The organism is Stenotrophomonas sp. CASM114, from assembly GCF_049384325.1.
Taxonomy (GTDB): domain Bacteria; phylum Pseudomonadota; class Gammaproteobacteria; order Xanthomonadales; family Xanthomonadaceae; genus Stenotrophomonas; species Stenotrophomonas muris.
The window spans coordinates 12,594-35,626 of the sequence record NZ_JBMRGJ010000020.1 but is presented as its reverse complement, the minus strand read 5'-3'; the positions used below and the strand labels follow the sequence as shown (position 1 = coordinate 35,626).

Here is a 23,033-nt window from a genome sequence, read left to right as displayed (position 1 = left end):
GGCCGCTGGCCGGCAATTCCACGTGCGGTCAACGCGCGTTCGGTACTTCGTAGCCCAGCTTGCCGACCTGTTCCGGATGCTGAGGCACGCGCTTGAGCTTGTCGGTGTTCACGCCGTACTCGTCGCGCAGGCGCTCGGCCAGCTCCTTGTACAGGGCTTTGTCCATGTCCGGCTTGCGCGCGAAGATCCAGGCCATTTCGCGGCCCGGATAACCGATCAGTGCCCATGAATAGTCCGGGGCCACTTCCAGTACCCGCGAATGGGTCGGCACCACGCGATAGAACCAGGTTCGCCAGCCATGGTTGCCGCTGTCCGGATCGACGCTGGCACGTGCGCGAATTTCCTGCAGTGGTTCGCCGAAACCATCACGGTAGCGGTAGGTGATGGCGACCTTGTGCTCGTCGCGCAGCTCGTACTCGTTGACGCTGGCGACATGCCCGCGTTCGATGAAGTTCGGCACGCGGCCGATCACATACCAGGTGCCCATGAAGCGCTTCAGGTCGATCGGCGCCCCCGGGTCGGCCGCGTCGGTGGCGCTGGCGCGGGGCGACGGCGGCTCACTGGCGGCCATGGCAGGACCTGCCAGGGACAGAGCCAGCAGCACGGCGCAGAACGGGCGGATCGAAGTCATGCGGGAGCGGGCTCCAGTGGGCTTGCACGCGCATGGTCGACTGTGTGCACGCGATCCGTCAATGGTGTCGCATCCTGTGAGAAGGGGCTTGCCCAAGCTGTGTTGCATTGTCTACCGGAGAAGCCCCCATGAACGCTCGTTCCGTCCGTCGCCCTGCAACTGAACGCGTCATCGAACGCGCCGACCCGCGCCTGCTGCGCGGCGTGCGGCAGCTGACCCTGGCTGGGCTGGCGCTGGTACTGGTCTGGCCGGCGGCGCGTGGCAGCAGCGCATGGCTGGGCTGGCTGCCGATGTGGCTGGTGGGCATGCCGCTTGCGGCCTGGTGGGCGCTGCTGCGCTTTCCGCTGCCGCACCCGTCATGGCGATGGCGGGCGCGGCGTACCGGTGGACAGGCGCGCCGTCGGCCACGGCCTGACCTTCGACACGGGGGAGGCCGCGACATTCCGTGCTAGCGTTCCCCGGCTTATGACTGCCTGGAGCTGCAATGTCACGACTCGCTTCCGCCTGCCTGCTGGCCGGCATGATGACCGCTGCCTCGGTGGGGACCGCCGTGGCCGCTGAAGACACCGATCGCTACGCCTGGCTGGAGGACGTCACCGGCGACAAGCCACTGTCCTGGGTCAAGGAACAGAATGCCAAGTCCGAGGCGCGCCTGGCGCAGACCCCGGCCTTCAAGCAGATGGAGACCAGCATCCGCGAGGTGCTCGACTCCGACGCCAAGATTCCCGGCGTGCAGAAGATCGGCGATTACTACTACAACTTCTGGAAGGACCAGCAGCACGAGCGCGGCCTGTGGCGGCGTACCACCCTGGCCGAGTACCGCAAGGCCTCGCCGCAGTGGGAGACCGTGCTCGACCTGGATGCGCTGAACAAGGCCGAGGGTGAGAACTGGGTCTGGCACGGCGCCGATTGCCTGCGCCCGGATTACAGCCGTTGCCTGATCGCGCTGTCGCGCGGCGGCGCCGACGCCGACGTCACCCGCGAGTTCGATCTGGCCAACAAGACCTGGATCAAGGACGGCTTCTTCCGTCCGGAGTCGAAGGGCGGCCTCAACTGGGTCGATCGCGACACCGTGTTCGTCTACACCGACTTCGGTGCCGGCTCGATGACCACCTCCGGCTACCCGCGCGTGGCCAAGCTGTGGAAGCGCGGCACGCCGATGGCCTCGGCCACCGTGGTGTACGAAGGCAAGCCGGAGGACATGTACATCGCGGCGATGCACGATGACACCCCGGGCTTCGAACGCAACCTGGTCAGCCGCACCCTGGCGTTCTACAACAACGAGCTCTACCTGCGTGGCGACGACGGCACGCTGACCAAGATCGATGCGCCGAACTCGGCCGAGAAGGGGTTGCACAAGCAGTGGCTGACCTTGGAACTGCGCGATCCGTGGACCGTGGGCGGCAAGACCTACGCGTCCGGTTCGCTGCTGGCGACGAAGCTGGACGACTTCCTGGCCGGCAAGCGCGACTTCGACGTGCTGTTCACCCCAACCGCGACCACCTCGCTGGCCAGTGCCAGCTGGACCAAGAGCCACCTGGTGCTGAATGTGCTGGACGACGTCAAGAACCGCCTGTCGGTGCTGACCCCGGGCGCCGACGGCTGGCAGACCAGCCGCTTCGTCGGCGCCCCGGCCTTCGGCACGCTGGGCGTGGCTGCGGTGGACAGCAATGACAGCGACGCGGTGTGGCTGACCGCCACCGATTACCTGACGCCGACCACGCTGGCCCTGGCCGAGATCGGCCAGGCACCGGAAACGCTGAAGACCATGCCGGCCTTCTTCGATGCCAAGGGCAAGGTGATCGAGCAGCACTTCGCCACCAGCAAGGACGGCACCCGCGTGCCGTATTTCGTGGTGCACGACAGGGCGATGAAGCTCGATGGCTCCAACCCGACCCTGCTGTATGGCTACGGTGGTTTCGAGATCTCGCTGACCCCGAGCTATTCCGGTGGCATGGGCCGCGCCTGGCTGGAGAAGGGCGGCGTGTACGTGGTCGCCAACATCCGCGGCGGCGGCGAGTACGGCCCGCGCTGGCACCAGGCGGCGCTGAAGCAGAACCGTCACAAAGCCTATGAAGACATGGCCGCGGTGGCGCGGGACCTGGTCAAGCGCAAGATCACCAGCGCCAAGCACCTGGGCGTGCAGGGCGGCAGCAACGGTGGCCTGCTGACCGGCAACATGCTGACCCAGTACCCGGAGCTGTTCGGTGCGGTGGTGGTGCAGGTGCCGCTGCTGGACATGAAGCGCTACAGCCACCTGTTGGCCGGCGCCTCGTGGATGGCCGAGTACGGCAACCCGGACACCAGCGACTGGGAATTCATCAAGACCTTCTCGCCGTATCACCTGTTCAACGCGAAGAAGAACTACCCGCCGGTGCTGTTCACGACCTCCACCCGCGATGACCGCGTGCACCCGGGCCACGCCCGCAAGATGGCGGCGAAGATGATCGACGCCGGCAAGGACGTGACCTACTACGAGAACATCGAAGGGGGCCACGGCGGCGCAGCCAACAACGCACAGGCCGCGCATATGTCCGCGCTGGCCTACAGCTTCCTGTGGGAGCGGTTGGGCGGCAAGTAAGCAGAACGGAAAACGCCGCCCCAGGGCGGCGTTTTTCTTTACCGGTAGTGCCGGCCGCTGGCCGGCAACCGCATCATTCAGGTATTCCCGGCTTGCCGGCCAGCGGCCGGCACTACCCTCAACGTGATCCCTGCCAACGCTTCAACCCGCGCGCGATCCGCGCCACCGCCTCCTGCAACCGCGGTACTTGCTGGGTATACGCCAGCCGCACATGCTGGTTGGCGCGATGGAAGCCGAAATCCAGGCCCGGGGTGAACGCCACGTGCTCGGTTTCCAGGAAGTGCGCGCAGAACGCCTGCGCGTCGTCGGTGAACGCGCTGACATCGGCGTACAGGTAGAACGCGCCCTGCGGCTCGACTTCAATGCGGAAGCCGAGCTCACGCAACGCGGGCAGCAGGAAGTCGCGGCGTTGGCGGAACGCTTCACGGCGCTGTTCGAAGATCGCCATCGATTCCTCGCTGAAGCAGGCGAGCGCGGCGTGCTGGGCGATGCTGGAGGCGCTGATGTACAGGTTCTGCGCCAGCTTTTCCAGGTCCGGTACCGCTGCAGGCGGTGCCACCAGCCAGCCCAGCCGCCAGCCGGTCATGCCGAAGTACTTGGAAAAACTGTTCAGCACGAACGCGCTGTCGTCCACCTGCAGCACGCTGGGCGCATCCAGGCCGTAGGTCAGGCCGTGGTAGATCTCGTCCACCACCAGGTGGCCGCCTCGCGCGTGCAGGGCCTGCGACAGTGCCGCCAGTTCGTCGGCGGACAGCACGGTGCCGGTCGGATTGGCCGGTGAGGCGACCAGCGCGCCGACGCTGTCGTCATTCCAGTGCTGTTCCACCAGCGAAGGGGTCAGCTGGTAGGCGGTGTCCGGGCCGACCGGCACCAGCTGCGCGCCGCCCTCGACGAGGCGCAGGAAGTGGCGGTTGCAGGGGTAGCCGGGGTCGGCCAGCAGCCAGTGGCGGCCGGGATCGACCAGCAGGCTGCTGGCCAGCAGCAGCGCACCGGACCCACCCGGGGTGACCAGGATGCGTTCGGGATCGACATCCAGCCCATAGTGGCTGCGGTAGAAACCGCTGATCGCCTGGCGCAGCGCCGGCAGGCCGCGCGCGGCGGTGTAGCGGGTGTGGCCGGCGGCCAGTGCGGCCTGGCCGGCACGCACGACGGGTTCGGCGGTAGTGAAGTCCGGTTCGCCGATTTCCAGGTGGATCACATCGTGGCCTGCCTGTTCCAGCGCCTGCGCGCGGGCCAGCAGGGACATCACGTGGAACGGAGCGATTTCATGGCTGCGCCGGCTGTAGCCCGGCGTGTGGGGCGGGGTGCTCATGTGCCCATGGTACGCCGGCCGGCGCAACCCATGACGTTCCGCAGGGTTGCCGCATTGCCGAGATTGGGGTCAGATCCCTTTTCGGGAAAAGGGATCTGACCCCGTCGAAGACCATTGCATTGATGCGCCAGGAGCCTTATCTCATGAAGTCCACCCTCTGCCTGTTGCTCGCCAGCCTGATGACCACGACTGCTACCGCCGCCACGCCGCCCGTTCCGCCGGATGCCGCCAAGCATCCGCACGTGGTCAAGGCGCCGTTCGGCGCGACCCGCAACGATGACTATTACTGGCTGCGCGACGACAAGCGCGAGAACAAGGACATGCTGGCCTACCTGCAGGCCGAGAATGCCTACGCCGACCAGCTGCTGGCACCGCTGAAGCCCCTGGAAGACACCCTGTACAAGGAGATCGTCGGCCGCATCAAGCAGGATGATTCCAGCGTGCCGGCGCGCGAGCGCGGCTACTGGTACTACAGCCGCTTCGAGACCGGCCAGGATTACCCCATCCACGCGCGCCGCAAGGGCAGCATGGAGGCGGCCGAGGAAATCCTGCTGGACGTCAACGCAATGGCCGCCGGCAAGGGCTACTTCAGCGTCGGCTCGATGGAAGTCAGCCAGGACAACCAGCTGCTGGCCTGGGCCGACGATGACGTCGGCCGCCGCCAGTACACGATCCGCTTCAAGGACCTGGCCACCGGCACGGTGCTGCCCGATGTGATCACCGGCAGCTCCGGCGACCTGGTCTGGGCCGACGACAACCGCACCGTGCTGTATGTCGAGAACGATCCGGAAACGCTGCTGACCGTGCGCGTGAAGAAGCACGTGCTGGGCACCCCGGCCAGCGCCGACACCGTCGTCTACGAAGAGAAGGACGACAGTTTCTACATGGGCATCGGCCGCACCCGCGACGATCGCTTCATCACCATCGGCGTGCACAGCACCGTGTCCTCGGAAGAGCGCTACGCGCCGGCCAGCGACCCGACCACCTTCACCGTGCTGGCCCCGCGCCAGCGCGATGTCGAGTACGACGCCGACCACCATGACGGCCGCTGGGTGATCCGCACCAATGATGGTGCCAAGAATTTCAAGCTGGTCACCGCGCCGACCGATGCCACCTCGCGCGCGCAATGGAAGGATTGGATCGCGCACGACGATGCGGTGTTCATCGAAGGCTTCGAACTGTTCGACACGTACACCGCCATCGCCGAACGTTCCGAGGGCCTGGAGCGCATCCGCCTGCTGTTCAAGGACGGGCGCAGCGACTACGTGAAGGCCGACGAGCCGGCCTATTCGATGGGCCTGGGCGACAACACCGAGGCCGATACGCCGTGGCTGCGCTACGTCTACACCTCGATGACCACCCCGACCACCGTGTTCGAGCTGAACACCGCCACCGGCGAGCGTCGCCAGCTGAAGGTGCAGCCGGTGATCGGCTATGACGCCTCGAAGTACGAGACCGACCGCGTCTGGATCACCGCGCGCGATGGCGTGAAGGTGCCGGTGTCGCTGGTCTACCGCAAGGGCTACCAGAAGGACGGCAAGGGCGCGCTGTTCCAGTACGCCTACGGCAGCTACGGCATGTCGATGGATCCGTACTTCAACCAGACCGCGGTCAGCCTGCTTGATCGTGGCGTGGTGTATGCCATCGCCCACATCCGTGGCGGCCAGGAGATGGGGCGCGACTGGTACGAGAACGGCAAGCTGCTGCACAAGCAGAACACCTTCAACGACTTCATCGACGTCACCCGTGGCCTGGTAGCACAGGGCTGGGCGGCGAAGGATCGCGTGGCCGCGTCCGGTGGCAGCGCCGGCGGCCTGCTGATGGGCGCGGTGGCCAACCAGGCGCCGCAGGATTACCGGGTGATGGTGGCGCAGGTGCCGTTCGTCGACGTGGTCACCACCATGCTCGACCCGACCATTCCGTTGACCACCAACGAATACGACGAGTGGGGCAACCCGGAGCAGAAGCCGTATTACGACTACATGCTGTCCTACTCGCCCTATGACAACGTGAAGCAGCAGGCGTACCCGGCGCTGTACGTGGGTACCGGCCTGTGGGATTCGCAGGTGCAGTACTGGGAGCCGGCCAAGTGGGTGGCCAGGCTGCGTGATGACAACACCGGCCACTACCCGATCCTGTTCCGCACCAACATGGAAGCTGGCCACGGCGGCAAGTCGGGGCGCTTCCAGCGCTACCGCGAACTGTCCGAGTCGTACGCGTTCGTGCTGCAGCAGCTGGGCATCGCCCAGCCGTAACGGCGAAGGGGCGCCGGGCGCTGCCTGGCACCCCGAACCGGTATCCTTGCGGCCATGAGCCAGCCCGAGCCATCTGCACCCCGCGATAGCGCCACGACGCCGCGCGTGGTGCGTTTCCGCTGGGCATGGTGGCTGCTGGCGTACGTCAGCCTGGGCACCGGCATCGTCGGCATCTTCGTTCCGGGGCTGCCGACCACCGTATTCATCCTGATCTCGGCCTGGGCCGCCTCGCGCGGTTCGGAGCGCCTGCATACCTGGCTGCTGCAGCATCCGCGTTTCGGCCCGGCCATCGCCAACTGGCAGGCACACGGGGCGGTCAGCCGCTACGGCAAGTGGATGGCCACGATCACCATGGCGGTATGCGCCGGCATCATGCTGTGGTGCGTGCCGATCGCCTGGGTGAAGTGGTTCTCGATCGGCAGCATGACCGTGGTCGCAATCTGGCTGTGGACGCGGCCGCTGCCACCGCCTCCCGCGGATTGAGCGCCGGCGGTAGTGCCGGCCGCTGGCCGGCAACCCGATTCCCTGCACCAACCGCTCAGCCGCCAATGGCTATACTCGGGGCATGAAGATCCCCCATCGAAACGCCATCCTGATTCCGCTGGCAGCGGCCTCGCTGCTGCTCCTCGCCGCCTGCGGCAACAAGGGCCCGCTGGTACTGCCGCAGAAGCCGGTGCCGGTGGAAGAAACTGTCGAACCCGCTGCCGAGCCCGCCACCGAGGCGACTGCGCCGCAGACCCAGGGCAGCGGCACCCCGGCCACGACCGTGGAGCCGGCCGCACCGGCCACCCAGCCGGCGCCCACGCCCGCGAAGAAGGCGGGCAGCGGGAATGAGTAAGGCCGGTTCCAGGGCCCTGCGTTTCAGCAAGATGCATGGCGCGGGCAATGATTTCGTAGTGATCGACCTGCGTGACGGCACCGCGCCGCCCACGCCCGAGCTGGCCGCGCGCCTGGCCGACCGCCACACCGGCGTTGGCTGCGACCAGATCCTGACCATCGAGGCACCGCGTGCGGACGGTTCGGTGGCCTCGTACCGCATCTGGAATGCCGACGGCTCCAATTCCGAGCAGTGCGGCAACGGCGCGCGCTGCATCGCCGCTTGGCTGGTGCGCGAGGGCAGTGCGCAGGGCGATGCATTCGTCATCGACAGCCCGCTGGCCAGCCATGAAGTGAAGGTGCTGGGCGAAGGGCAGTTTGCGGTGACGATGGGCGTGCCCGCCTTCGAGCCGGCCAACGTGCCGCTGATGGGCTTTGCGCACGCGCGCGAGGAATACCTGCTGCCGCTGCAGGGCGAGAGCGTACGCTTCGCCGCGGTGTCGATGGGCAACCCGCATGCGGTGATCGAAGTGGGCCTGGTCGATGCTGCACCGGTCGAGCGCGTCGGTGCGCTGCTGCAGCAGCATGCGTCGTTCCCGCGCTCGGTGAACGTGGGCTTCGCCCAGGTGATGAGCCCGGCCCACGCCCGCCTGCGCGTGTTCGAGCGCGGTGTCGGCGAGACCCTGGCCTGCGGCAGTGGTGCCTGTGCCGCCGCGGTGACCCTGATGCAGCGCGGTCGCCTGCAGCGCGATGCCCGCATCAGCCTGCCCGGTGGCGACCTGCGCATCCAGTGGCCGGGCGATGGCCAGCCGGTGGTGATGGCGGGCCCGACCGCATTCGTCTTCGAAGGGGAGTGGATCGCATGACCGAAACCGTCGACAAGCTCGGGGCCCATGAAGTCGCTGCCTGGTTGCGGCGTCATCCCGGCTTCCTCAAGCAGTTCCCGGACCTGGCCCTGACCCTGGTGGTGCCGCGTGACGACGGCCCGACCGCGTCGCTGGCCAGCTACCAGCTGGAAGTGCTGCGCGAGAAGAACCGCGAGCTGGCACGACGGTTGGCCGATCTGGGCGCGACCGCCCAGGTCAATGAGCACCTGGCGGTGCGCACGCACCAGCTGACCCTGGCGCTGATGAAGCAGGACAACGCGGCTGACACCCTGCGCGCGATGGCCGCCTCGCTGCAGGAAGACTTCGCCGGCGACCTGGTGCGGCTGGTGGTGCACACGCCAGTGGCCGGGCTGGAACAGGCCGACTGGCTGCAGGTGATTGCCGCGGATGATCCGCAGCTGGGCCCGTTCCGCGATTGCCTGAACGATGGCGAGCCGATCTGCGGCCGCCTGCAGCCGGAAAAGAATGCCGTGCTGTACGGCGTGCGCAGCGAGGAAGTGCAGACCACCGCGCTGCTGCCGCTACCGGGCGTGGGCCTGATCGCGGTCGGCAGCCACGACCCGAACCGCTTCTACCCGGGCATGGGGACGTTGTTCCTGCGCATGATGGGCGACGCGCTGGTCACTGGCCTGAAGCGCTTCCCGGGCTGAGCAGGTTGCGACGACGATGAGCGCGGTACAGGCCTTCCTGCAGCACCTGCAGGTGGAGCGGCGGATGTCGGCGCATACGCTCGACGCCTACCGCCGCGACCTGGACGCGCTGTCGGCCTGGGCCGAGCCGCGTGGCGTGGCGGTGGAGGCACTGGATGCCGAGGCCGTGCGCCAGTTCGTTGCCGACGAGCACCGCCGCGGCCTGTCGGCCAAGAGCCTGCAGCGCCGCCTGTCGGCCTGCCGAAGCTTCTATGCCTGGCTGCTCAAGCACGGGCGTATCGAGGTCAGCCCGGCAGCGACGCTGAAGGCACCGCGCGCACCGCGCCGGTTGCCACAGGTCCTCGACGCCGATGAGGCGGTGCAGCTGGTCGAGCTGGAGCCGGAGGGTGAGCTCGGCCGCCGTGACCGCGCGCTGCTGGAACTGTTCTATTCCTCTGGCCTGCGCCTGAGCGAAGTCTGCGCGCTGACCTGGCGCGATCTGGATTTCGACAGCGGGTTGGTGAACGTGCTGGGCAAGGGCAACCGCCAGCGCCGGGTGCCGTTCGGCCGGCCCGCGCGCGAAGCGCTGCAGGCGTGGCGCACGGAAAGTGGGGGAGGTCCGGCCTCGCCGGTGTTCCCCGGCCGCAACGGGCCGATCAGCCAGCGTGCAGTGCAGATCCGCATCCGCCAGCTGGCGCAGCGCCAGGGCCTGTTCAAGCACGTGCACCCGCACATGCTGCGGCACAGTTTCGCCAGCCACATCCTGGAATCGTCCGGCGACCTGCGCGGTGTGCAGGAGCTGCTGGGCCACGCCGACATCGCCACCACGCAGATCTATACCCACCTCGATTTCCAGCACCTGGCCAAGGTCTACGACGCCGCGCATCCGCGCGCGAAGCGTCGACGCAGCAACGACGGCAGCGGAGAAAGCTGAACGTTGCCCCTGCGGCAGCCGGTCGCGGGTGGCTTGAAGGGCGCAGCGCAGTCCCCACCTCTGGTTCTGTCACCCCGGAGGCATCATGGACCCCAGTCAGAACCCCAACGTTTTCCACGCCACCACCATCGTCTGCGTCCGTCGCGGCGAGCACGTGGCCATTGCCGGCGACGGCCAGGTCACGCTGGGCCACACCGTGATGAAGGGCAATGCGCGCAAGGTGCGCCGCCTTGGTCGTGATGGCCAGGTGCTGGCCGGCTTCGCCGGTGCCGCCGCCGATGCCTTCACCCTGTTCGAGCTGTTCGAGGCCAAGCTGGAAAAGCACGGCCAGCTGCAGCGTGCTGCGGTCGAACTGGCCAAGGATTGGCGCACCGAGCGCCGCCTCGGCAAGCTGGAAGCCCTGTTGGCGGTGGCCGACAAGGAAACCTCGCTGATCATCAGCGGCACCGGCGATGTGATCGAACCGGAGGACGGCATCATCGCCATCGGCTCGGGTGGCTCGTATGCACTGTCGGCCGCACGCGCCTTGATGGCGCACACCGAACTGGATGCGCGCACCATCGCCAGCGAAGCGATCGGCATCGCCGGCGACATCTGCATCTACACCAACCGCAACGTGGTGGTCGAGGAGCTGTGAGGGTAGCGCCGGCCGCTGGCCGGCAACCTCATGATCCCCCGCACGCGTGCCTGGTTGCCGGCCAGCGGCCGGCACTACCGACAAAGAATCCGTGAGCACATCCATGTCGAAGATCGAAGTTTCCTCCGCCACCATGACCCCGCGCGAGATCGTGCAGGAATTGGACCGGCACATCGTCGGCCAGCACGACGCCAAGCGCGCCGTGGCCATCGCCCTGCGCAACCGCTGGCGCCGCATGCAGCTGGTGCCCGAGCTGCGCAATGAAGTGATGCCGAAGAACATCCTGATGATCGGCCCGACCGGCGTCGGCAAGACCGAGATCGCGCGTCGCCTGGCCACGCTGGCCAACGCACCGTTCGTGAAGGTCGAAGCCACCCGCTTCACTGAAGTCGGCTACGTCGGCAAGGACGTCGAGCAGATCATCCGCGACCTGGCCGATACCGCGGTCAAGCTCTATCGCGAACAGGCCAAGGTGCGCGTACGCACCCAGGCCGAAGAGCGTGCCGAAGACCGCATCCTGGATGCGCTGCTGCCGCGCCGCAGCGGTGGCATCGGCTTCGATCCGGAAGTCGCCCGCAACGAGCCGTCGGCGCAGGACAACGAGACCCGCATCAAGTTCCGCAAGATGCTGCGCAACGGTGAGCTGGACGAGCGCGAGATCGAACTCGACCTGGCCGCCAACGTCAGCATGGACATCATGACCCCGCCGGGCATGGAGGAAATGGGCCAGCAGCTGAAGTCGATGTTCGCCAACCTCGGCGGCGGCGCCAAGGCGCACAAGCGCACGCTGACCATCAAGGCCGCGCGCCCGCTGCTGATCGAGGAAGAAGCGGGCAAGCTGGTCAACGAGGACGACATCCGCACCGCCGCGATCGAGGCCTGCGAGCAGCACGGCATCGTCTTCATCGACGAGATCGACAAGGTCGCCAAGCGTGGCGACAACGTGGGTGGTGGTGACGTGTCGCGCGAAGGCGTGCAGCGCGACCTGCTGCCGCTGGTGGAAGGCTCCAACGTGTCCACCAAGTACGGCACGATCAAGACCGACCACATCCTGTTCATCGCGTCGGGCGCGTTCCACCTGGCCAAGCCCAGCGACCTGATTCCGGAGCTGCAGGGCCGCTTCCCGATCCGCGTGGAGCTGGGTGCGCTGAGCAAGAACGATTTCGTGCGCATCCTGACCGAACCGAAGGCCGCGCTGACCAAGCAGTACGAAGCACTGCTGGCCACCGAAGGCGTCAAGGTCAGCTTCACTGCCGATGCCATTGATCGTCTGGCCGAGATCGCTTTCCAGGTGAACGAACGCCAGGAAAACATCGGCGCGCGTCGCCTGCATACGGTGCTGGAGCGCCTGCTGGATTCGCTCAGCTACGAGGCACCGGACCGCGACGGCGAAACCCTGGCCATCGACAGCGCCTACGTGGACAAGCACCTGGGTGAACTGGTGCAGGACCCGGACCTGAGCCGCTACATCCTGTAATGCCCGGTGGGGTCGGATCCCTCGCCGTGGCGAGGGCGCTGACCCCGCCCACTGCAGCAGAAAAGGCCGCCGCAAGGTGGCCTTTTTCCTGTGCGGTCAGTGCGATTGCCGGGTGCGGTAGTCCCGCAGCACCTGGTCGATCACTGCACTGGTGCGGGCGGCGCTGATGCCGTTCGAGGGCGAGTGCCCGTTGCCGCGCAGTTCGTCGACGAGGGAGGCGATCAACGGCTGCTGGATCGACGACGGGTTCGGGATGTCGAAGGCCTGCACGCCCGCTTCGGTTTCCAGCTCCACCGGAACGTCCTCGAAGGTGGCAAAGCGCAGCTGCCCACGGTCGCCGGTGATCTCGATCTGATCCTGGCGGCGGAACGCGCAGAAGCTCCATTGCGCGATGCCGTGCGTCCCCGTCCCGGTGCGGAAGCACATCGAGACGCTGTCCTCGGCGGCGTAGGCGCCGGTCAACGAGCTGGCCAGGCCACGCACATCGCTCAGCGGCCCCAGCAGATGGTCGAGCAGGTCCAGGGTATGCGAGCCCAGGTCGACGAACAGCCCGCCGCCGGCGATCGACGGATTGGTCCGCCAGAAGTCGGGCGATGCGGCATTCGCCGAATGCGGCCGATGCAGGGTGGCGCGCACGCTGCGCGGCGTTCCGATCGCGCCGTTGTCCAGCAGCTGCTTCACCTGTGCGAAGCGGGGCAGGGCACGGCGGTAGTAGGCCACGAACACGGGCACGCCGCTGCGGGCGCTGGCCGCGATGATGCGCTGGCACTCGTCGTGGTCCATGGCCATCGGCTTTTCGATGTAGACCGGCTTGCCCGCGGCGATCGCCTGCAGCGCGTATTGCATGTGCGTCGAGGGCGGCGTTGCGACGTACACCGCGTTCACTTCCGGATCAGCGATGAGTGCGTCGGCGTCCGCGTACCAGCGCGGAATCGCGTGGCGCCGCGCATAATCCTCGGCCAATGCCGCATTGCGGCGCATGACCGCTGCCACCCGTGAGCCGGGTGTGCTGGCCAGGGCGGGGCCGCTCTTCTTCTCGGTGACACTGCCGCAGCCGATGAGGCCCCACACCACGTTGTCCAGGATCATGTGTCTGTCCTCAGATGGGTGCAGTGGTGGCGGCAGCAGCGCCACTCACGCTTCCGGCAAGGGCTCGGGCACCGTTCCGGGCACGAACACGCCGTCCTTCACGTAGGCGGCCAGGGTCATGTCCAGCGCGAGCATGCCGTCGCGCTTGAGGTCCATCAGTTCCGGTTCGACCATCGCGCCGTGCAGCACGCCCAGCACGGTGGCGTGCTGCATGCGCGCGGCGATTTTCGGGTCGGCGCCTTCGCGCAGCTGGCCCAGATCGCGGGCGCGGCGCAGGGCACGCTCCATCCGGTCCAGCGCATCGCGGAATCCGGCCTGCTGCATTTCGGTCAGCACCCTGGTGTCCGCCGACGCATCGCTGCGCAGCATGATCTCCATGGTCTTGCGCAGGCGCTCGTCCTCGGACAGCTCGATGAACGAGTGGATCATCACCGCGCGCAGGTCGTGCACCGGGGTGTCGCGCTGGTCGGTGGAGGTGCGCTCCAGTTCCTGCATGAAGGGCAGGTGCACGCGCTCGACGATCGCGGCCAGCACCTCGCTCTTGTTCTTGAAGTGCCAGTAGACCGCGCCACGGGTGTAGCCGGCGCGGGCACCGATCATCTCCAGCGTGGTACGGGCCACGCCGTGTTCATGGAAGCAGGCTTCGGCGGCGTCAAGGATGCCTTCCCGGGTTGCCTGGGTGTCCTCTTTGGTCTTGCGGGCCATGGGTGTGGGTACGAGTGCGGGTGAAACGTGGCTGAATTGTACCGGTTTACAAACAAACAATCATGTATGTATATTTCGCACCCATCATTCCCGTCGTGTGCGTGGCAGGCCGGTCCGGCGCCCACTCCACCCGGGTGGGCGCGATCTGCGGGCTTTCACCGGAAGGGGAACGTCCATCGATATCAGCTCCCTCTGAGATTCCTTCCTCCAAGAGCCTTTCCGTCATGTTGCTGAGCCGAATCCGACCCTTTGCACTGTCGCTGGCAATCGCCGCGACCGTGGCTGCCTGCGGCGGCCAACCCCAGGCCCCCGAGCAGGGCCCGGGTGACGTCACCGTGGTCACGCTGAAGTCCGAGACCGTGGGCCTGACCCGCGAACTGCCGGGCCGTACCAATGCCTTCCTGGTCGCCGAAGTGCGCCCGCAGGTCAATGGCATCGTGGCCAAGCGCCTGTTTACCGAGGGCGGCATGGTCAAGGCCGGCGAGCCGCTGTACCAGCTCGACGATGCCAGCTACCGGGCCGAGGCCAACAACGCCCGCGCCCAGCTGGCCCGCGCCGAAGCCACCGCCAATGCCGCGCGCCTGAGTGCCAAGCGCATTACCGAGCTGGCCAAGGTCGATGCGGTCAGCCAGCAGGACCTGGAGAACGCCGTCGCCGCGCAGAAGCAGGCCGAGGCCGACGTCGGTGCCGCCAAGGCCTCGCTGGATGCGGCCAACGTCACCCTGGGCTACGCCCGCATCACCGCGCCGATCAGCGGCCGCATCGGCAAGTCCAGCGTCACCCAGGGTGCGCTGGTCAGCGCCGGCCAGGCCAACGCACTGGCCACCGTGCAGCAGCTGGACCCGATCTATGTCGACCTGACCCAGTCCTCGGCCGAGCTGCTGCAGCTGCGCCGCGAACTGGCCGCCGGCCGCCTGCAGGACAACCAGACCCTGCCGGTCAGCATCCTGATGGAAGACGGCAGCACCTTCGAGCACAAGGGCACGCTGGAGTTCTCCGAAGTCAGCGTTGATCCGACCACCGGCAGCTTCGGCCTGCGCGTGAAGGTGGACAACCCGGACGGCCTGCTGATGCCGGGCATGTACGTGCGTGCGGTGATCGGCGGCGGCGTGCGCAGCGACGCGGTGCTGGTGCCGATGCAGGGCATCGCGCGCGATCCGAAGGGCGACACCACCGCGATGGTGGTCGGCAAGGACAACAAGGCCGAAGTGCGCCCGGTCAAGGTCAGCCGCACGGTCGGCGACAAGTGGCTGGTCGAGGACGGCCTGAAGGCCGGTGACAAGGTCATCGTCGAAGGCCTGCAGAAGATCGGCCCCGGCATGCCTGTCAAGGCCACCGAGAAGGGCGACGCACCGGCCAAGCCGGCGGCAGCCGCCCAGCCTGCCGCCCCGGCCGGCGACGCGAAGTAAGCGGAGAACCCCATGGCACGCTTTTTCATCGATCGACCCATCTTTGCGTGGGTGATCGCCATCATCATCATGCTCGCCGGCGGCCTGGCCCTGTTCAAGCTGCCGGTCTCGATGTACCCCAACGTCGCACCGCCGGCGGTGGAAATCAGTGCCACCTACCCGGGTGCATCGGCCAAGGTGGTCGAGGACTCGGTGACGCAGATCATCGAGCAGAACATGAAGGGCCTTGATGGCCTGATCTACTTCTCCTCCAACAGCTCGTCCAACGGCCAGGCCACCATCACCCTGACCTTCGAGAGCGGCACCAACCCGGATATCGCCCAGGTGCAGGTGCAGAACAAGCTGCAGCTGGCCATGCCGCTGCTGCCGCAGGAAGTGCAGCGGCAGGGCATCAACGTGGCCAAGTCCAGCTCGGGCTTCCTGAACGTCATCGCGTTCGTGTCCGAGAACGGCAGCATGGACGCCAACGACATCGCCGACTACGTCGGTTCCAATGTCGTCGACCGCCTGAGCCGCGTGCCGGGCGTGGGCAACATCCAGGTGTTCGGTGGCAAGTACGCCATGCGCATCTGGCTGGACCCGAACAAGCTGCATACCTATGGCCTGTCGGTGCCGGAAGTGACCGCCGCGATCAAGGCGCAGAACGCCCAGGTGGCGATCGGCCAGCTCGGCGGTGCGCCGTCGGTGAAGGGCCAGCAGCTCAACGCCACCATCAACGCGCAGTCGCGCCTGCAGACCCCGGAACAGTTCCGAAACATCATCGTGCGCGGTGCGCAGGACGGTGCCGAGCTGCGCCTGGGTGATGTCGCCCGCGTCGAGCTGGGTGCCGAGTCCTACGACTTCGTCACCCGCTACAACGGCCAGCCGGCCAGTGGCCTGGCGGTCACCCTGGCCACCGGCGCCAACGCGCTGGATACCGCGGCCGGTGTGGATGCCGCGCTGGAAGACATGAAGGGCTTCTTCCCGGCCGGCCTGAAGGCCGAGATCCCGTACGACACCACCCCGTTCGTGCGCGTGTCGATCAAGGGCGTGGTGCAGACCCTGATCGAAGCGATCGTGCTGGTGTTCGTGGTGATGTACCTGTTCCTGCAGAACTTCCGCGCCACCCTGATCCCGACCATCGCCGTGCCGGTGGTGCTGCTGGGTACCTTCGGCGTGCTGGCGATGCTGGGCTTCTCGGTGAACATGCTGACCATGTTCGCGATGGTGCTGGCGATCGGCCTGCTGGTGGACGATGCCATCGTGGTGGTGGAGAACGTCGAGCGCATCATGTCCGAGGAAGGGCTGTCGCCGCTCGAAGCGACCCGCAAGTCGATGGGCCAGATCACCGGTGCGCTGGTGGGTATCGGCCTGGTGCTGTCGGCGGTGTTCGTGCCGATGGCCTTCATGAGCGGCTCCACCGGCGTGATCTATCGGCAGTTCTCGGCCACGATTGTCTCTGCGATGGCGTTGTCGGTGCTGGTGGCGATCGTGCTGACCCCGGCACTGTGCGCGACCATGCTCAAGCCGCTGAAGAAGGGTGAACACCACGTCGCCCACCGTGGCCTGGCCGGTCGCTTCTTCAATGGCTTCAACCGTGGCTTCGACCGCACCAGCGAAAGCTACCAGCGCGGCGTGCGCGGCATCATCCACCGTCCGTGGCGCTTCATGGGCATCGTGGCGGCCTTGTTCGTGCTGATGGGCGTGCTGTTCGTGCGCCTGCCCAGCTCGTTCCTGCCCAACGAAGACCAGGGTGTGCTGATGGCGCTGGTGCAGGCGCCGGTCGGTGCCACCCAGGAACGCACGCTGGAATCGATCGCGGCACTGGAAAACCACTTCCTGCAGAACGAGAAGGATGCGGTGGACTCGGTGTTCTCCGTGCAGGGCTTCAGCTTCGCCGGCATGGGCCAGAACGCGGGCATGGCGTTCGTCAAGCTGAAGGACTGGAGCGAGCGTGACGCCGACAATGGCGTGATGCCGATCACCGGCCGTGCGATGGCGGCCCTGGGCCAGATCAAGGATGCCTTCATCTTCGCCTTCCCGCCGCCGGCCATTCCGGAGCTGGGGACCGCCTCGGGCTACACCTTCTTCCTGAAGGACAACAGCGGCCAGGGCCACGAGGCACTGGTGGCCGCGCGCAACCAGCTGCTCGGCCTGGCCGCAGGCAGCAAGAAGCTGGCCAACGTACGCCCGAACGGCCAGGAAGACACGCCGCAGTTCCGCATCGACATCGACGCGGCCAAGGCGACCTCGCTGGGGCTGTCGATCGATCAGATCAACGGCACGCTGGCCGCGGCGTGGGGCAGCTCGTACATCGATGACTTCGTCGATCGTGGTCGCGTCAAGCGTGTGTTCGTGCAGGCCGACCAGGCGTTCCGCATGGTGCCGGAGGACTTCGATCTCTGGTCCGTGAAGAACGACAAGGGTCAGATGGTGCCGTTCAGCGCCTTCGCTACCAAGCACTGGGATTACGGTTCGCCGCGCCTGGAACGCTACAACGGTGTGTCGGCAATGGAAATCCAGGGCGAACCGGCCCCGGGTGTCGCCTCCGGTGATGCCATGGCCGAGATCGAACAGCTGGCCAAGCAGCTGCCGGCGGGTTTCGGCATCGAATGGACGGCGATGTCCTACCAGGAACGCCAGGCCGGCTCGCAGACGCCGCTGCTGTACACGCTGTCGCTGATGATCGTGTTCCTGTGCCTGGCCGCGATGTATGAAAGCTGGAGCGTACCGACCGCGGTGCTGCTGGCGGCCCCGCTGGGTATCCTCGGCGCAGTGCTGGCCAACACCTTCAAGGGCCTGGAGCGCGACATCTACTTCCAGGTGGCGATGCTGACCACGGTGGGCCTGACCAGCAAGAACGCGATCCTGATCGTCGAGTTCGCCAAGGAAAACCTGGAAAAGGGCGCCAGCCTGATCGAGTCGATCATGCACGCCGTGCGCGACCGCCTGCGCCCGATCGTGATGACCTCGCTGGCCTTCGGCATGGGCGTGGTACCGCTGGCGATCTCCACCGGTGCCGGCTCCGGCGCCAAGCAGGCGATCGGCACCGGCGTGCTCGGCGGCATGATCGTCGGCACCGTGCTCGGCGTGTTCTTCGTGCCGCTGTTCTTCGTGGTGGTGCAGCGCGTGTTCAAGCGCAGATCCACGACGTGACCTGAAACGGTCATGCCGGCCTCAGGCTGGCGTTATCGAAACGGTAGTGCCGGCCGCTGGCCGGCACTGCCTCCTGCCATCCGGCAGTACCGATGGAAGTGATCCCCATGAAAAGTGCATCCCTGTTCCTCTCCATTGCCGCCACGCTCGCGCTGGCCGGCTGCTCCACCCTGGCGCCGAAGAACACCGCCGTCGCTCCGGCGATTCCTGCGCAGTGGCCGGCCGAGGCCGCGCAGGGCGAGGTGGCCGATGTCGCCGCCGTCGGCTGGCGCGATTTCTTCACCGATGCGCGCCTGCAGCAGGTGATCGAGCAGTCGCTGCAGAACAACCGCGACCTGCGCGTGGCCGTGCTCAATGTCGAGCGCGCGCGTGGCCAGTACCGCGTGCAGCGCGCCGATCGCGTGCCCGGCGTGGCCGTGACCGGCCAGATGGACCGCCGTGGTACCGATGCCGGTGTCACCGAGCAGTTCAGCGCGGGCGTGGGTGTGGCCGAGTTCGAGCTGGACCTGTTCGGTCGCGTGCGCAACCTCAGCGAGGCGGCGCTGCAGCAGTACTTCGCCGTGGCTGCCAACCGCCGCAACGCGCAGCTGAGCCTGGTGGCCGAGACCGCCACCGCGTGGCTGACCTATGGGGCTGATGCGCAGCGGCTGAAGATCGCCGATGCCACGCTGAAGACCTACGAGGATTCGCTGCGCCTGGCCGAGGCCCGCCACGAACGCGGCGGCAGTTCGGCGCTGGAGCTGACCCAGACCCGTACCCTGGTCGAGACCGCACGCACCGATGCCGCGCGCCTGCGCGGCCAGCTGGCCCAGGACCGCAACGCACTGGCGCTGCTGGCCGGTGGCCAGCTCGATCCGGCACTGCTGCCGGACAGCATCGAACCGCAGCTGCTGGCGCTGGCCCCGCCGCCGGCCGGCCTGCCCAGCGACGTGCTGCTGCAGCGCCCGGACATCATGGCCGCCGAGCACCAGCTGCTGGCCGCCAATGCCAACATCGGTGCGGCACGCGCAGCGTTCTTCCCGAGCATCTCGCTGACCGGCAGCATCGGCAGCGGCTCCAGCGAACTGTCCAACCTGTTCGACAGCGGCACCCGTGTGTGGAGCTTCCTGCCGAAGATCACCCTGCCGATCTTCCAGGGCGGCAAGCTGCGCGCCAACCTGGCCATCGCCAACGCGGATCGTGATATCGCACTGGCGCAGTACGAGAAGTCGATCCAGGTGGGATTCCGCGAAACGGCCGATGCGCTGGCGTTGAATGTCAGCCTGGATGAGCAGGTGAGTTCACAGCAGCGCCTGGTGGAAGCGGCCGAACAGGCCAATCGCCTGTCGCAGGCACGCTACGACGCGGGGCTGGACAGCTTTGTCACCCTGCTTGACGCGCGGCGTACCGCCTACGACGCGCAGCAGACCCAGCTGCAGGCGCAGCTGGCGCAGCAGGCCAACCGCATCACCCTGTACAAGGTGCTGGGCGGCGGCTGGCACGAGCGCGGGTAAGCAGTGCTTCTGGTAGGTGCCAACCTTGGTTGGCACGGATGCGTCAGCGCAGGCGGCTGGCCCTGTGCCAACCAAGGTTGGCACCTACCTGGAGATCGAGGGTAGTGCCTGCCGTTGGCCGGCATTGTCATTCGGAGGCCTGCTATACCGCTTCATCGTCGCGCCGCGCCGCATGGCAGGCGCGCACCCGCGCGAGCGCATCGCCGGCTTCGCGCGCCATCTGCTCGTACTCGGCGCGGATCTCTTCCAGGCGCGCTTCATCCAGTTCTTCCAGATCCAACAGTTCGTTGTTGGCTTCGGCCGTCGCCCGGATCAGCTCGTCCAGCTTGATCTGCATTGCGGCAGTATCCGCGTTCTGCGTGTGCTGGATCAGGAACACCATCAGGAAGGTGATGATGGTGGTGCCGGTGTTGATCACCAGCTGCCAGGTGTCGTTGAAACCGAACACCGGGCCACTGATGCCCCAGATCACCACGATCGCTACTGCAGCCAGGAAGGTCCACGGCGAGCCGGTGGCGGCCGCGGCCTTCTTGGCGATCGTATTGAACAGGTTGCGTGCTTTCATCGTCGTCGTCCCACTCAGGTGACGAGGATGATCGGCAGTGGCCCGTGCAGGGGTTGTGCAGCGGCGGTCAGGCGCGCATGCGCTGCAGTCGTGGCGCCTGCAGGCTGCGCACCGGGCTGCTCTGGTAGACGTGCTGCCAGCAACGGTCGACGAACTCACGGGCCTGGGCTTCGCTCAGCCGCGGCATGATCTGCAGGGCGTATTGGGTCTGGAACATCTCGTCACGTTCGGCCTCGCTGGCGCGCGGCTGGGTGATCAGCGAATCACAGGCGAACTTGATCCACGGCACGTACGAGCCGAACGAGTTGTGCGGCAGTGCGCCTTCGGCATGTTGGCGGCGCCAGTGGTCAAGCTCGGCGTCAACGTTGATGACCGGAGGAATGGTGGGGACTTCAGCGTGCATGACAATCCAGTTCGGTTGAGTGGAAAGGGAGTGGGGGTTCATCCGAGTGTGGCGTATATGGCGGTGCATGCCGCGTCAGCGGGATGTGGAGCCTGCGTTGGCATGGCCGATCAACTGCGCATGTTCGACCGCACCGAGGTCTTCGGCCAGAGTGGCCATCGCATTGCACAGGCGTTCGTGGTCGAGCGGGTGGCGGCGGACCAGCTCCAGTTGCATGTGCTGATAGGCAGTCCAGAACGGCGCGCCGCGCCGGTGCAGCGCATATTGCCGCTGCAAGCGTTCGCGGATCGGATCGAGGATCGGGTCTGTCGTAGGGCGTACGGCGTGCGCGCACATGGCTGGCTCCGCCGGGGAAAGGGTGCCCCGGTGACCCCACCGTAGGCGTGTCAGCCGCGTGGGGTGTTACCGCAATGTGTGCGCGTGGCCTGGCTGACTGTGCGCGCGGTCACGCCGATGCCCGCAAAGGCCGCCGGCACAAGGGCGCACCGGCGCTGAAGCGTTCATTAAATGTGTTGCAGAGACGAGCGCGCGTGGCTCATTCGCCGATGTCCTCGTTCCAGATGTCGGGATGACGGCTGATGAAATCGCCCAGCAGGTCCACGCATTCCGGGTTGTCCAGGTCGATCACGTTGACGCCGTTTTCGCGCAGCCAGTCGATGCCGCCCTGGAAGGTGCGCGATTCGCCCACCACCACGGTGCCGATGTTGAACTGGCGCACCAGCCCCGAGCAGTACCAGCACGGGGCCAGGGTGGTGACCATGATGGTGTCCTGGTAACGGCGCTGGCGGCCGGCCTTGCGGAAGGCGTCGGTTTCCCCATGCACCGACGGGTCGCCTTCCTGCACGCGGCGGTTGTGGCCGCAGCCGAGCAGGCGGCCGTCGTTGTGGTACAGCGCCGCGCCGATCGGCACGCCGCCCTCGGCCAGGCCCTGGCGGGCTTCGGCGATGGCGGTCTGCAGCAGGGCCTGGTAGTCGGGCGTGGTGATCATGCGGGGCTCCGGTAAGTCGTGGCCCGCCATCATACGGGCAGGGGGTGCCGCTGGACCCCGGCGGTGCGATAATCGGGGCCATGAGCGAATCCCCCTACAAAGCCGGTACCACCCATTTCGGGTTCCGCGACGTCGCCGCCAAGGACAAGCAGAAGCTGGTCGGCCAGGTGTTCACCTCGGTCGCGCGCAACTACGACCTGATGAACGACCTGATGAGCCTGGGCGTGCACCGGGCGTGGAAGCGCTACTACGTGGCCACCGCGCAGGTGAAGCCGGGCGACCGCGTGCTCGACCTGGCCGGCGGCACCGGCGACATCGCCGCCCTGCTGAAGGAGCGCGTCGGCGCCGAGGGCTCGGTGGTGCTGGGCGACATCAACGCCGGCATGCTGTCGGTCGGCCGTGACCGCCTGACCAACCGCGGCCTCGTGCTCGGCCTGGACTACGTGCAGTGCAACGCCGAAGCCCTGCCGTTCCCGGACAACAGCTTCGATCTGGTCACCATTGCCTTCGGCCTGCGCAACGTGACCGACAAGGACGCTGGCCTGCGCGAGATGTACCGCGTGCTGAAGGTGGGCGGCCAGGCCCGCGTGCTGGAATTCTCCGAAGTCACCGCGGACTGGTTCAAGCCGATCTACGACTTCCACTCGTTCAAGATCCTGCCCAAGCTGGGCAAGCTGTTCGCCAACGATTCGGACAGCTACCAGTACCTGGCCGAGAGCATCCGCAAGCACCCGCCGCAGGACGAACTGAAGGCGATGATGGGGCAGGCCGGCTTCGAGCGCTGCCACTACAAGAACCTGACCGGCGGCATCGTCTCGATCCACTCCGGCTACAAGCTGTAAGCCCTGCTCTGGTGGGTGCCAACTTGGTTGGTACTCGCCCGCTGCGGTCATCCGCTCTGGCAGGTGCCGACCTTGGTCGGCACGGGCCTGCCGCGTGCGTTGATGGATCCGTGCCAACCAAGGTGGGCACCTGCCTGTAGATGCCAACCAAGGTTGGCACCTACCTGTAGATGCCAACCTTGGTTGGCATGCGCCGGAGGCGCAGGAACGGCCCCGGCCTGCATTACCCCGCACCGCGCAACGCC

Annotated in this window: 22 protein-coding genes; 14 read left to right on the top strand and 8 right to left on the bottom strand. The window is 66.9% G+C overall.

Features of this window, described 5'->3' with window-relative positions; all coding sequences use genetic code 11:
- Positions 1 to 28 precede the first annotated feature (28 nt).
- Positions 29 to 631 carry a lipocalin family protein gene (locus VG566_RS16465; RefSeq protein ID WP_014648471.1) on the bottom strand — a complete coding sequence of 201 codons (603 nt, stop codon included), beginning with the start codon at positions 629 to 631 and terminating at the stop codon, positions 29 to 31.
- A 128-nt stretch (positions 632 to 759) separates the two neighbouring features.
- On the opposite strand from VG566_RS16465, the gene VG566_RS16460 reads away from it, so the two are divergent.
- Both VG566_RS16460 and VG566_RS16455 read left to right on the top strand, forming a co-directional pair.
- Positions 760 to 1,083 carry a hypothetical protein gene (locus tag VG566_RS16460; RefSeq protein WP_241884797.1) on the top strand — a complete coding sequence of 108 codons (324 nt, stop codon included), beginning with the start codon at positions 760 to 762 and terminating at the stop codon, positions 1,081 to 1,083.
- Between the two features lie 32 nt (positions 1,084 to 1,115).
- Entirely contained in the window at positions 1,116 to 3,212 is a 2,097-nt protein-coding gene (locus VG566_RS16455; protein ID WP_049406036.1) for a prolyl oligopeptidase family serine peptidase, read from the top strand.
- 118 nt (positions 3,213 to 3,330) lie between these two features.
- Here the strand turns inward: VG566_RS16455 and VG566_RS16450 are convergent, their stop codons facing one another.
- Entirely contained in the window at positions 3,331 to 4,524 is a 1,194-nt protein-coding gene (locus VG566_RS16450) for a pyridoxal phosphate-dependent aminotransferase (protein WP_049406038.1), read from the bottom strand.
- 143 nt (positions 4,525 to 4,667) lie between these two features.
- Here VG566_RS16450 and VG566_RS16445 point away from each other — a divergent pair, with 143 nt between their 5' ends.
- The 8 genes from VG566_RS16445 to hslU all read left to right on the top strand — a co-directional run bounded on the left by VG566_RS16445 (position 4,668) and on the right by hslU (position 12,159).
- Entirely contained in the window at positions 4,668 to 6,779 is a 2,112-nt protein-coding gene (locus VG566_RS16445) for a S9 family peptidase (RefSeq protein ID WP_014648467.1), read from the top strand.
- Positions 6,780 to 6,833: 54 nt separating this feature from the next.
- A complete protein-coding gene (locus VG566_RS16440; RefSeq protein WP_241884798.1) occupies positions 6,834 to 7,262 on the top strand; it encodes a YbaN family protein in 429 nt (142 codons plus the stop codon).
- An 82-nt stretch (positions 7,263 to 7,344) separates the two neighbouring features.
- Positions 7,345 to 7,617: an LPS translocon maturation chaperone LptM gene (gene lptM, locus VG566_RS16435; RefSeq protein WP_014648465.1), complete on the top strand. Its 273-nt coding sequence runs from the start codon at positions 7,345 to 7,347 to the stop codon at positions 7,615 to 7,617.
- Positions 7,610 to 8,461 (top strand): diaminopimelate epimerase, encoded by an 852-nt coding sequence (gene dapF / locus VG566_RS16430; protein WP_032961204.1) that lies wholly within the window; start codon positions 7,610 to 7,612, stop codon positions 8,459 to 8,461. Before lptM ends, dapF begins: the two co-directional genes overlap by 8 nt.
- Positions 8,458 to 9,132 carry a DUF484 family protein gene (locus tag VG566_RS16425; protein WP_134967143.1) on the top strand — a complete coding sequence of 225 codons (675 nt, stop codon included), beginning with the start codon at positions 8,458 to 8,460 and terminating at the stop codon, positions 9,130 to 9,132. Before dapF ends, VG566_RS16425 begins: the two co-directional genes overlap by 4 nt.
- A 16-nt stretch (positions 9,133 to 9,148) precedes the next feature.
- Positions 9,149 to 10,045 carry a tyrosine recombinase XerC gene (gene xerC / locus VG566_RS16420; RefSeq protein ID WP_164110176.1) on the top strand — a complete coding sequence of 299 codons (897 nt, stop codon included), beginning with the start codon at positions 9,149 to 9,151 and terminating at the stop codon, positions 10,043 to 10,045.
- Between the two features lie 85 nt (positions 10,046 to 10,130).
- Positions 10,131 to 10,682: an ATP-dependent protease subunit HslV gene (gene hslV, locus VG566_RS16415; protein ID WP_005411093.1), complete on the top strand. Its 552-nt coding sequence runs from the start codon at positions 10,131 to 10,133 to the stop codon at positions 10,680 to 10,682.
- A gap of 103 nt (positions 10,683 to 10,785) precedes the next feature.
- On the top strand, positions 10,786 to 12,159 hold the full coding sequence (gene hslU / locus VG566_RS16410) for an ATP-dependent protease ATPase subunit HslU (RefSeq protein WP_014648461.1): 1,374 nt from the start codon (positions 10,786 to 10,788) through the stop codon (positions 12,157 to 12,159).
- Positions 12,160 to 12,255: 96 nt separating this feature from the next.
- Here the strand turns inward: hslU and VG566_RS16405 are convergent, their stop codons facing one another.
- A complete protein-coding gene (locus VG566_RS16405) occupies positions 12,256 to 13,248 on the bottom strand; it encodes a Gfo/Idh/MocA family protein (RefSeq protein ID WP_241884187.1) in 993 nt (330 codons plus the stop codon).
- Positions 13,249 to 13,293: 45 nt separating this feature from the next.
- Positions 13,294 to 13,953, bottom strand: a complete 660-nt coding sequence (gene smeT, locus VG566_RS16400; protein ID WP_169433046.1) for an efflux transporter SmeDEF transcriptional repressor SmeT — start codon at positions 13,951 to 13,953, stop codon at positions 13,294 to 13,296.
- Positions 13,954 to 14,177: 224 nt separating this feature from the next.
- Between smeT and smeD the strand changes: the two genes are divergently transcribed.
- The 3 genes from smeD to smeF all read left to right on the top strand — a co-directional run bounded on the left by smeD (position 14,178) and on the right by smeF (position 19,990).
- Positions 14,178 to 15,362 (top strand): multidrug efflux RND transporter periplasmic adaptor subunit SmeD, encoded by a 1,185-nt coding sequence (gene smeD, locus VG566_RS16395; RefSeq protein WP_423172684.1) that lies wholly within the window; start codon positions 14,178 to 14,180, stop codon positions 15,360 to 15,362.
- Positions 15,363 to 15,374: 12 nt separating this feature from the next.
- Complete coding sequence (gene smeE / locus VG566_RS16390) at positions 15,375 to 18,497, top strand: multidrug efflux RND transporter permease subunit SmeE (protein ID WP_164110169.1); 3,123 nt, start codon at positions 15,375 to 15,377, stop codon at positions 18,495 to 18,497.
- Between the two features lie 92 nt (positions 18,498 to 18,589).
- Entirely contained in the window at positions 18,590 to 19,990 is a 1,401-nt protein-coding gene (smeF, locus tag VG566_RS16385) for a multidrug efflux RND transporter outer membrane subunit SmeF (RefSeq protein ID WP_164110167.1), read from the top strand.
- 142 nt (positions 19,991 to 20,132) lie between these two features.
- Here smeF and VG566_RS16380 read toward each other — a convergent pair whose 3' ends face one another.
- The 4 genes from VG566_RS16380 to VG566_RS16365 all read right to left on the bottom strand — a co-directional run bounded on the left by VG566_RS16380 (position 20,133) and on the right by VG566_RS16365 (position 21,946).
- A complete protein-coding gene (locus tag VG566_RS16380) occupies positions 20,133 to 20,555 on the bottom strand; it encodes a low affinity iron permease family protein (protein WP_032961193.1) in 423 nt (140 codons plus the stop codon).
- Positions 20,556 to 20,622: 67 nt separating this feature from the next.
- Positions 20,623 to 20,958, bottom strand: coding sequence for a hypothetical protein (locus tag VG566_RS16375; RefSeq protein WP_005411085.1), 336 nt, complete (start codon positions 20,956 to 20,958; stop codon positions 20,623 to 20,625).
- Between the two features lie 75 nt (positions 20,959 to 21,033).
- Complete coding sequence (locus tag VG566_RS16370) at positions 21,034 to 21,294, bottom strand: hypothetical protein (protein WP_069117845.1); 261 nt, start codon at positions 21,292 to 21,294, stop codon at positions 21,034 to 21,036.
- 199 nt (positions 21,295 to 21,493) lie between these two features.
- Positions 21,494 to 21,946, bottom strand: a complete 453-nt coding sequence (locus VG566_RS16365) for a nucleoside deaminase (protein ID WP_241884188.1) — start codon at positions 21,944 to 21,946, stop codon at positions 21,494 to 21,496.
- An 80-nt stretch (positions 21,947 to 22,026) separates the two neighbouring features.
- Here VG566_RS16365 and ubiE point away from each other — a divergent pair, with 80 nt between their 5' ends.
- Positions 22,027 to 22,788, top strand: a complete 762-nt coding sequence (ubiE, locus tag VG566_RS16360) for a bifunctional demethylmenaquinone methyltransferase/2-methoxy-6-polyprenyl-1,4-benzoquinol methylase UbiE (RefSeq protein WP_005411082.1) — start codon at positions 22,027 to 22,029, stop codon at positions 22,786 to 22,788.
- Positions 22,789 to 23,033: the final 245 nt, after the last annotated feature.

What these genes read in the sequence shown, in the direction of transcription:
- lptM (WP_014648465.1), top strand. Translation starts at nt 7,345, where the DNA reads ATGAAGATCCCCCATCGAAACGCCATCCTGATTCCGCTGGCAGCGGCC.
- smeD (WP_423172684.1), top strand. Translation starts at nt 14,178, where the DNA reads ATGTTGCTGAGCCGAATCCGACCCTTTGCACTGTCGCTGGCAATCGCC.
- smeT (WP_169433046.1), bottom strand. Translation starts at nt 13,953, where the DNA reads ATGGCCCGCAAGACCAAAGAGGACACCCAGGCAACCCGGGAAGGCATC.
- smeE (WP_164110169.1), top strand. Translation starts at nt 15,375, where the DNA reads ATGGCACGCTTTTTCATCGATCGACCCATCTTTGCGTGGGTGATCGCC.
- VG566_RS16425 (WP_134967143.1), top strand. Translation starts at nt 8,458, where the DNA reads ATGACCGAAACCGTCGACAAGCTCGGGGCCCATGAAGTCGCTGCCTGG.
- xerC (WP_164110176.1), top strand. Translation starts at nt 9,149, where the DNA reads ATGAGCGCGGTACAGGCCTTCCTGCAGCACCTGCAGGTGGAGCGGCGG.
- dapF (WP_032961204.1), top strand. Translation starts at nt 7,610, where the DNA reads ATGAGTAAGGCCGGTTCCAGGGCCCTGCGTTTCAGCAAGATGCATGGC.
- VG566_RS16465 (WP_014648471.1), bottom strand. Translation starts at nt 631, where the DNA reads ATGACTTCGATCCGCCCGTTCTGCGCCGTGCTGCTGGCTCTGTCCCTG.
- VG566_RS16380 (WP_032961193.1), bottom strand. Translation starts at nt 20,555, where the DNA reads ATGAAAGCACGCAACCTGTTCAATACGATCGCCAAGAAGGCCGCGGCC.
- hslU (WP_014648461.1), top strand. Translation starts at nt 10,786, where the DNA reads ATGTCGAAGATCGAAGTTTCCTCCGCCACCATGACCCCGCGCGAGATC.
- hslV (WP_005411093.1), top strand. Translation starts at nt 10,131, where the DNA reads ATGGACCCCAGTCAGAACCCCAACGTTTTCCACGCCACCACCATCGTC.
- ubiE (WP_005411082.1), top strand. Translation starts at nt 22,027, where the DNA reads ATGAGCGAATCCCCCTACAAAGCCGGTACCACCCATTTCGGGTTCCGC.
- VG566_RS16440 (WP_241884798.1), top strand. Translation starts at nt 6,834, where the DNA reads ATGAGCCAGCCCGAGCCATCTGCACCCCGCGATAGCGCCACGACGCCG.
- smeF (WP_164110167.1), top strand. Translation starts at nt 18,590, where the DNA reads ATGGAAGTGATCCCCATGAAAAGTGCATCCCTGTTCCTCTCCATTGCC.
- VG566_RS16455 (WP_049406036.1), top strand. Translation starts at nt 1,116, where the DNA reads ATGTCACGACTCGCTTCCGCCTGCCTGCTGGCCGGCATGATGACCGCT.
- VG566_RS16450 (WP_049406038.1), bottom strand. Translation starts at nt 4,524, where the DNA reads ATGAGCACCCCGCCCCACACGCCGGGCTACAGCCGGCGCAGCCATGAA.
- VG566_RS16370 (WP_069117845.1), bottom strand. Translation starts at nt 21,294, where the DNA reads ATGTGCGCGCACGCCGTACGCCCTACGACAGACCCGATCCTCGATCCG.
- VG566_RS16405 (WP_241884187.1), bottom strand. Translation starts at nt 13,248, where the DNA reads ATGATCCTGGACAACGTGGTGTGGGGCCTCATCGGCTGCGGCAGTGTC.
- VG566_RS16460 (WP_241884797.1), top strand. Translation starts at nt 760, where the DNA reads ATGAACGCTCGTTCCGTCCGTCGCCCTGCAACTGAACGCGTCATCGAA.
- VG566_RS16445 (WP_014648467.1), top strand. Translation starts at nt 4,668, where the DNA reads ATGAAGTCCACCCTCTGCCTGTTGCTCGCCAGCCTGATGACCACGACT.
- VG566_RS16365 (WP_241884188.1), bottom strand. Translation starts at nt 21,946, where the DNA reads ATGATCACCACGCCCGACTACCAGGCCCTGCTGCAGACCGCCATCGCC.
- VG566_RS16375 (WP_005411085.1), bottom strand. Translation starts at nt 20,958, where the DNA reads ATGCACGCTGAAGTCCCCACCATTCCTCCGGTCATCAACGTTGACGCC.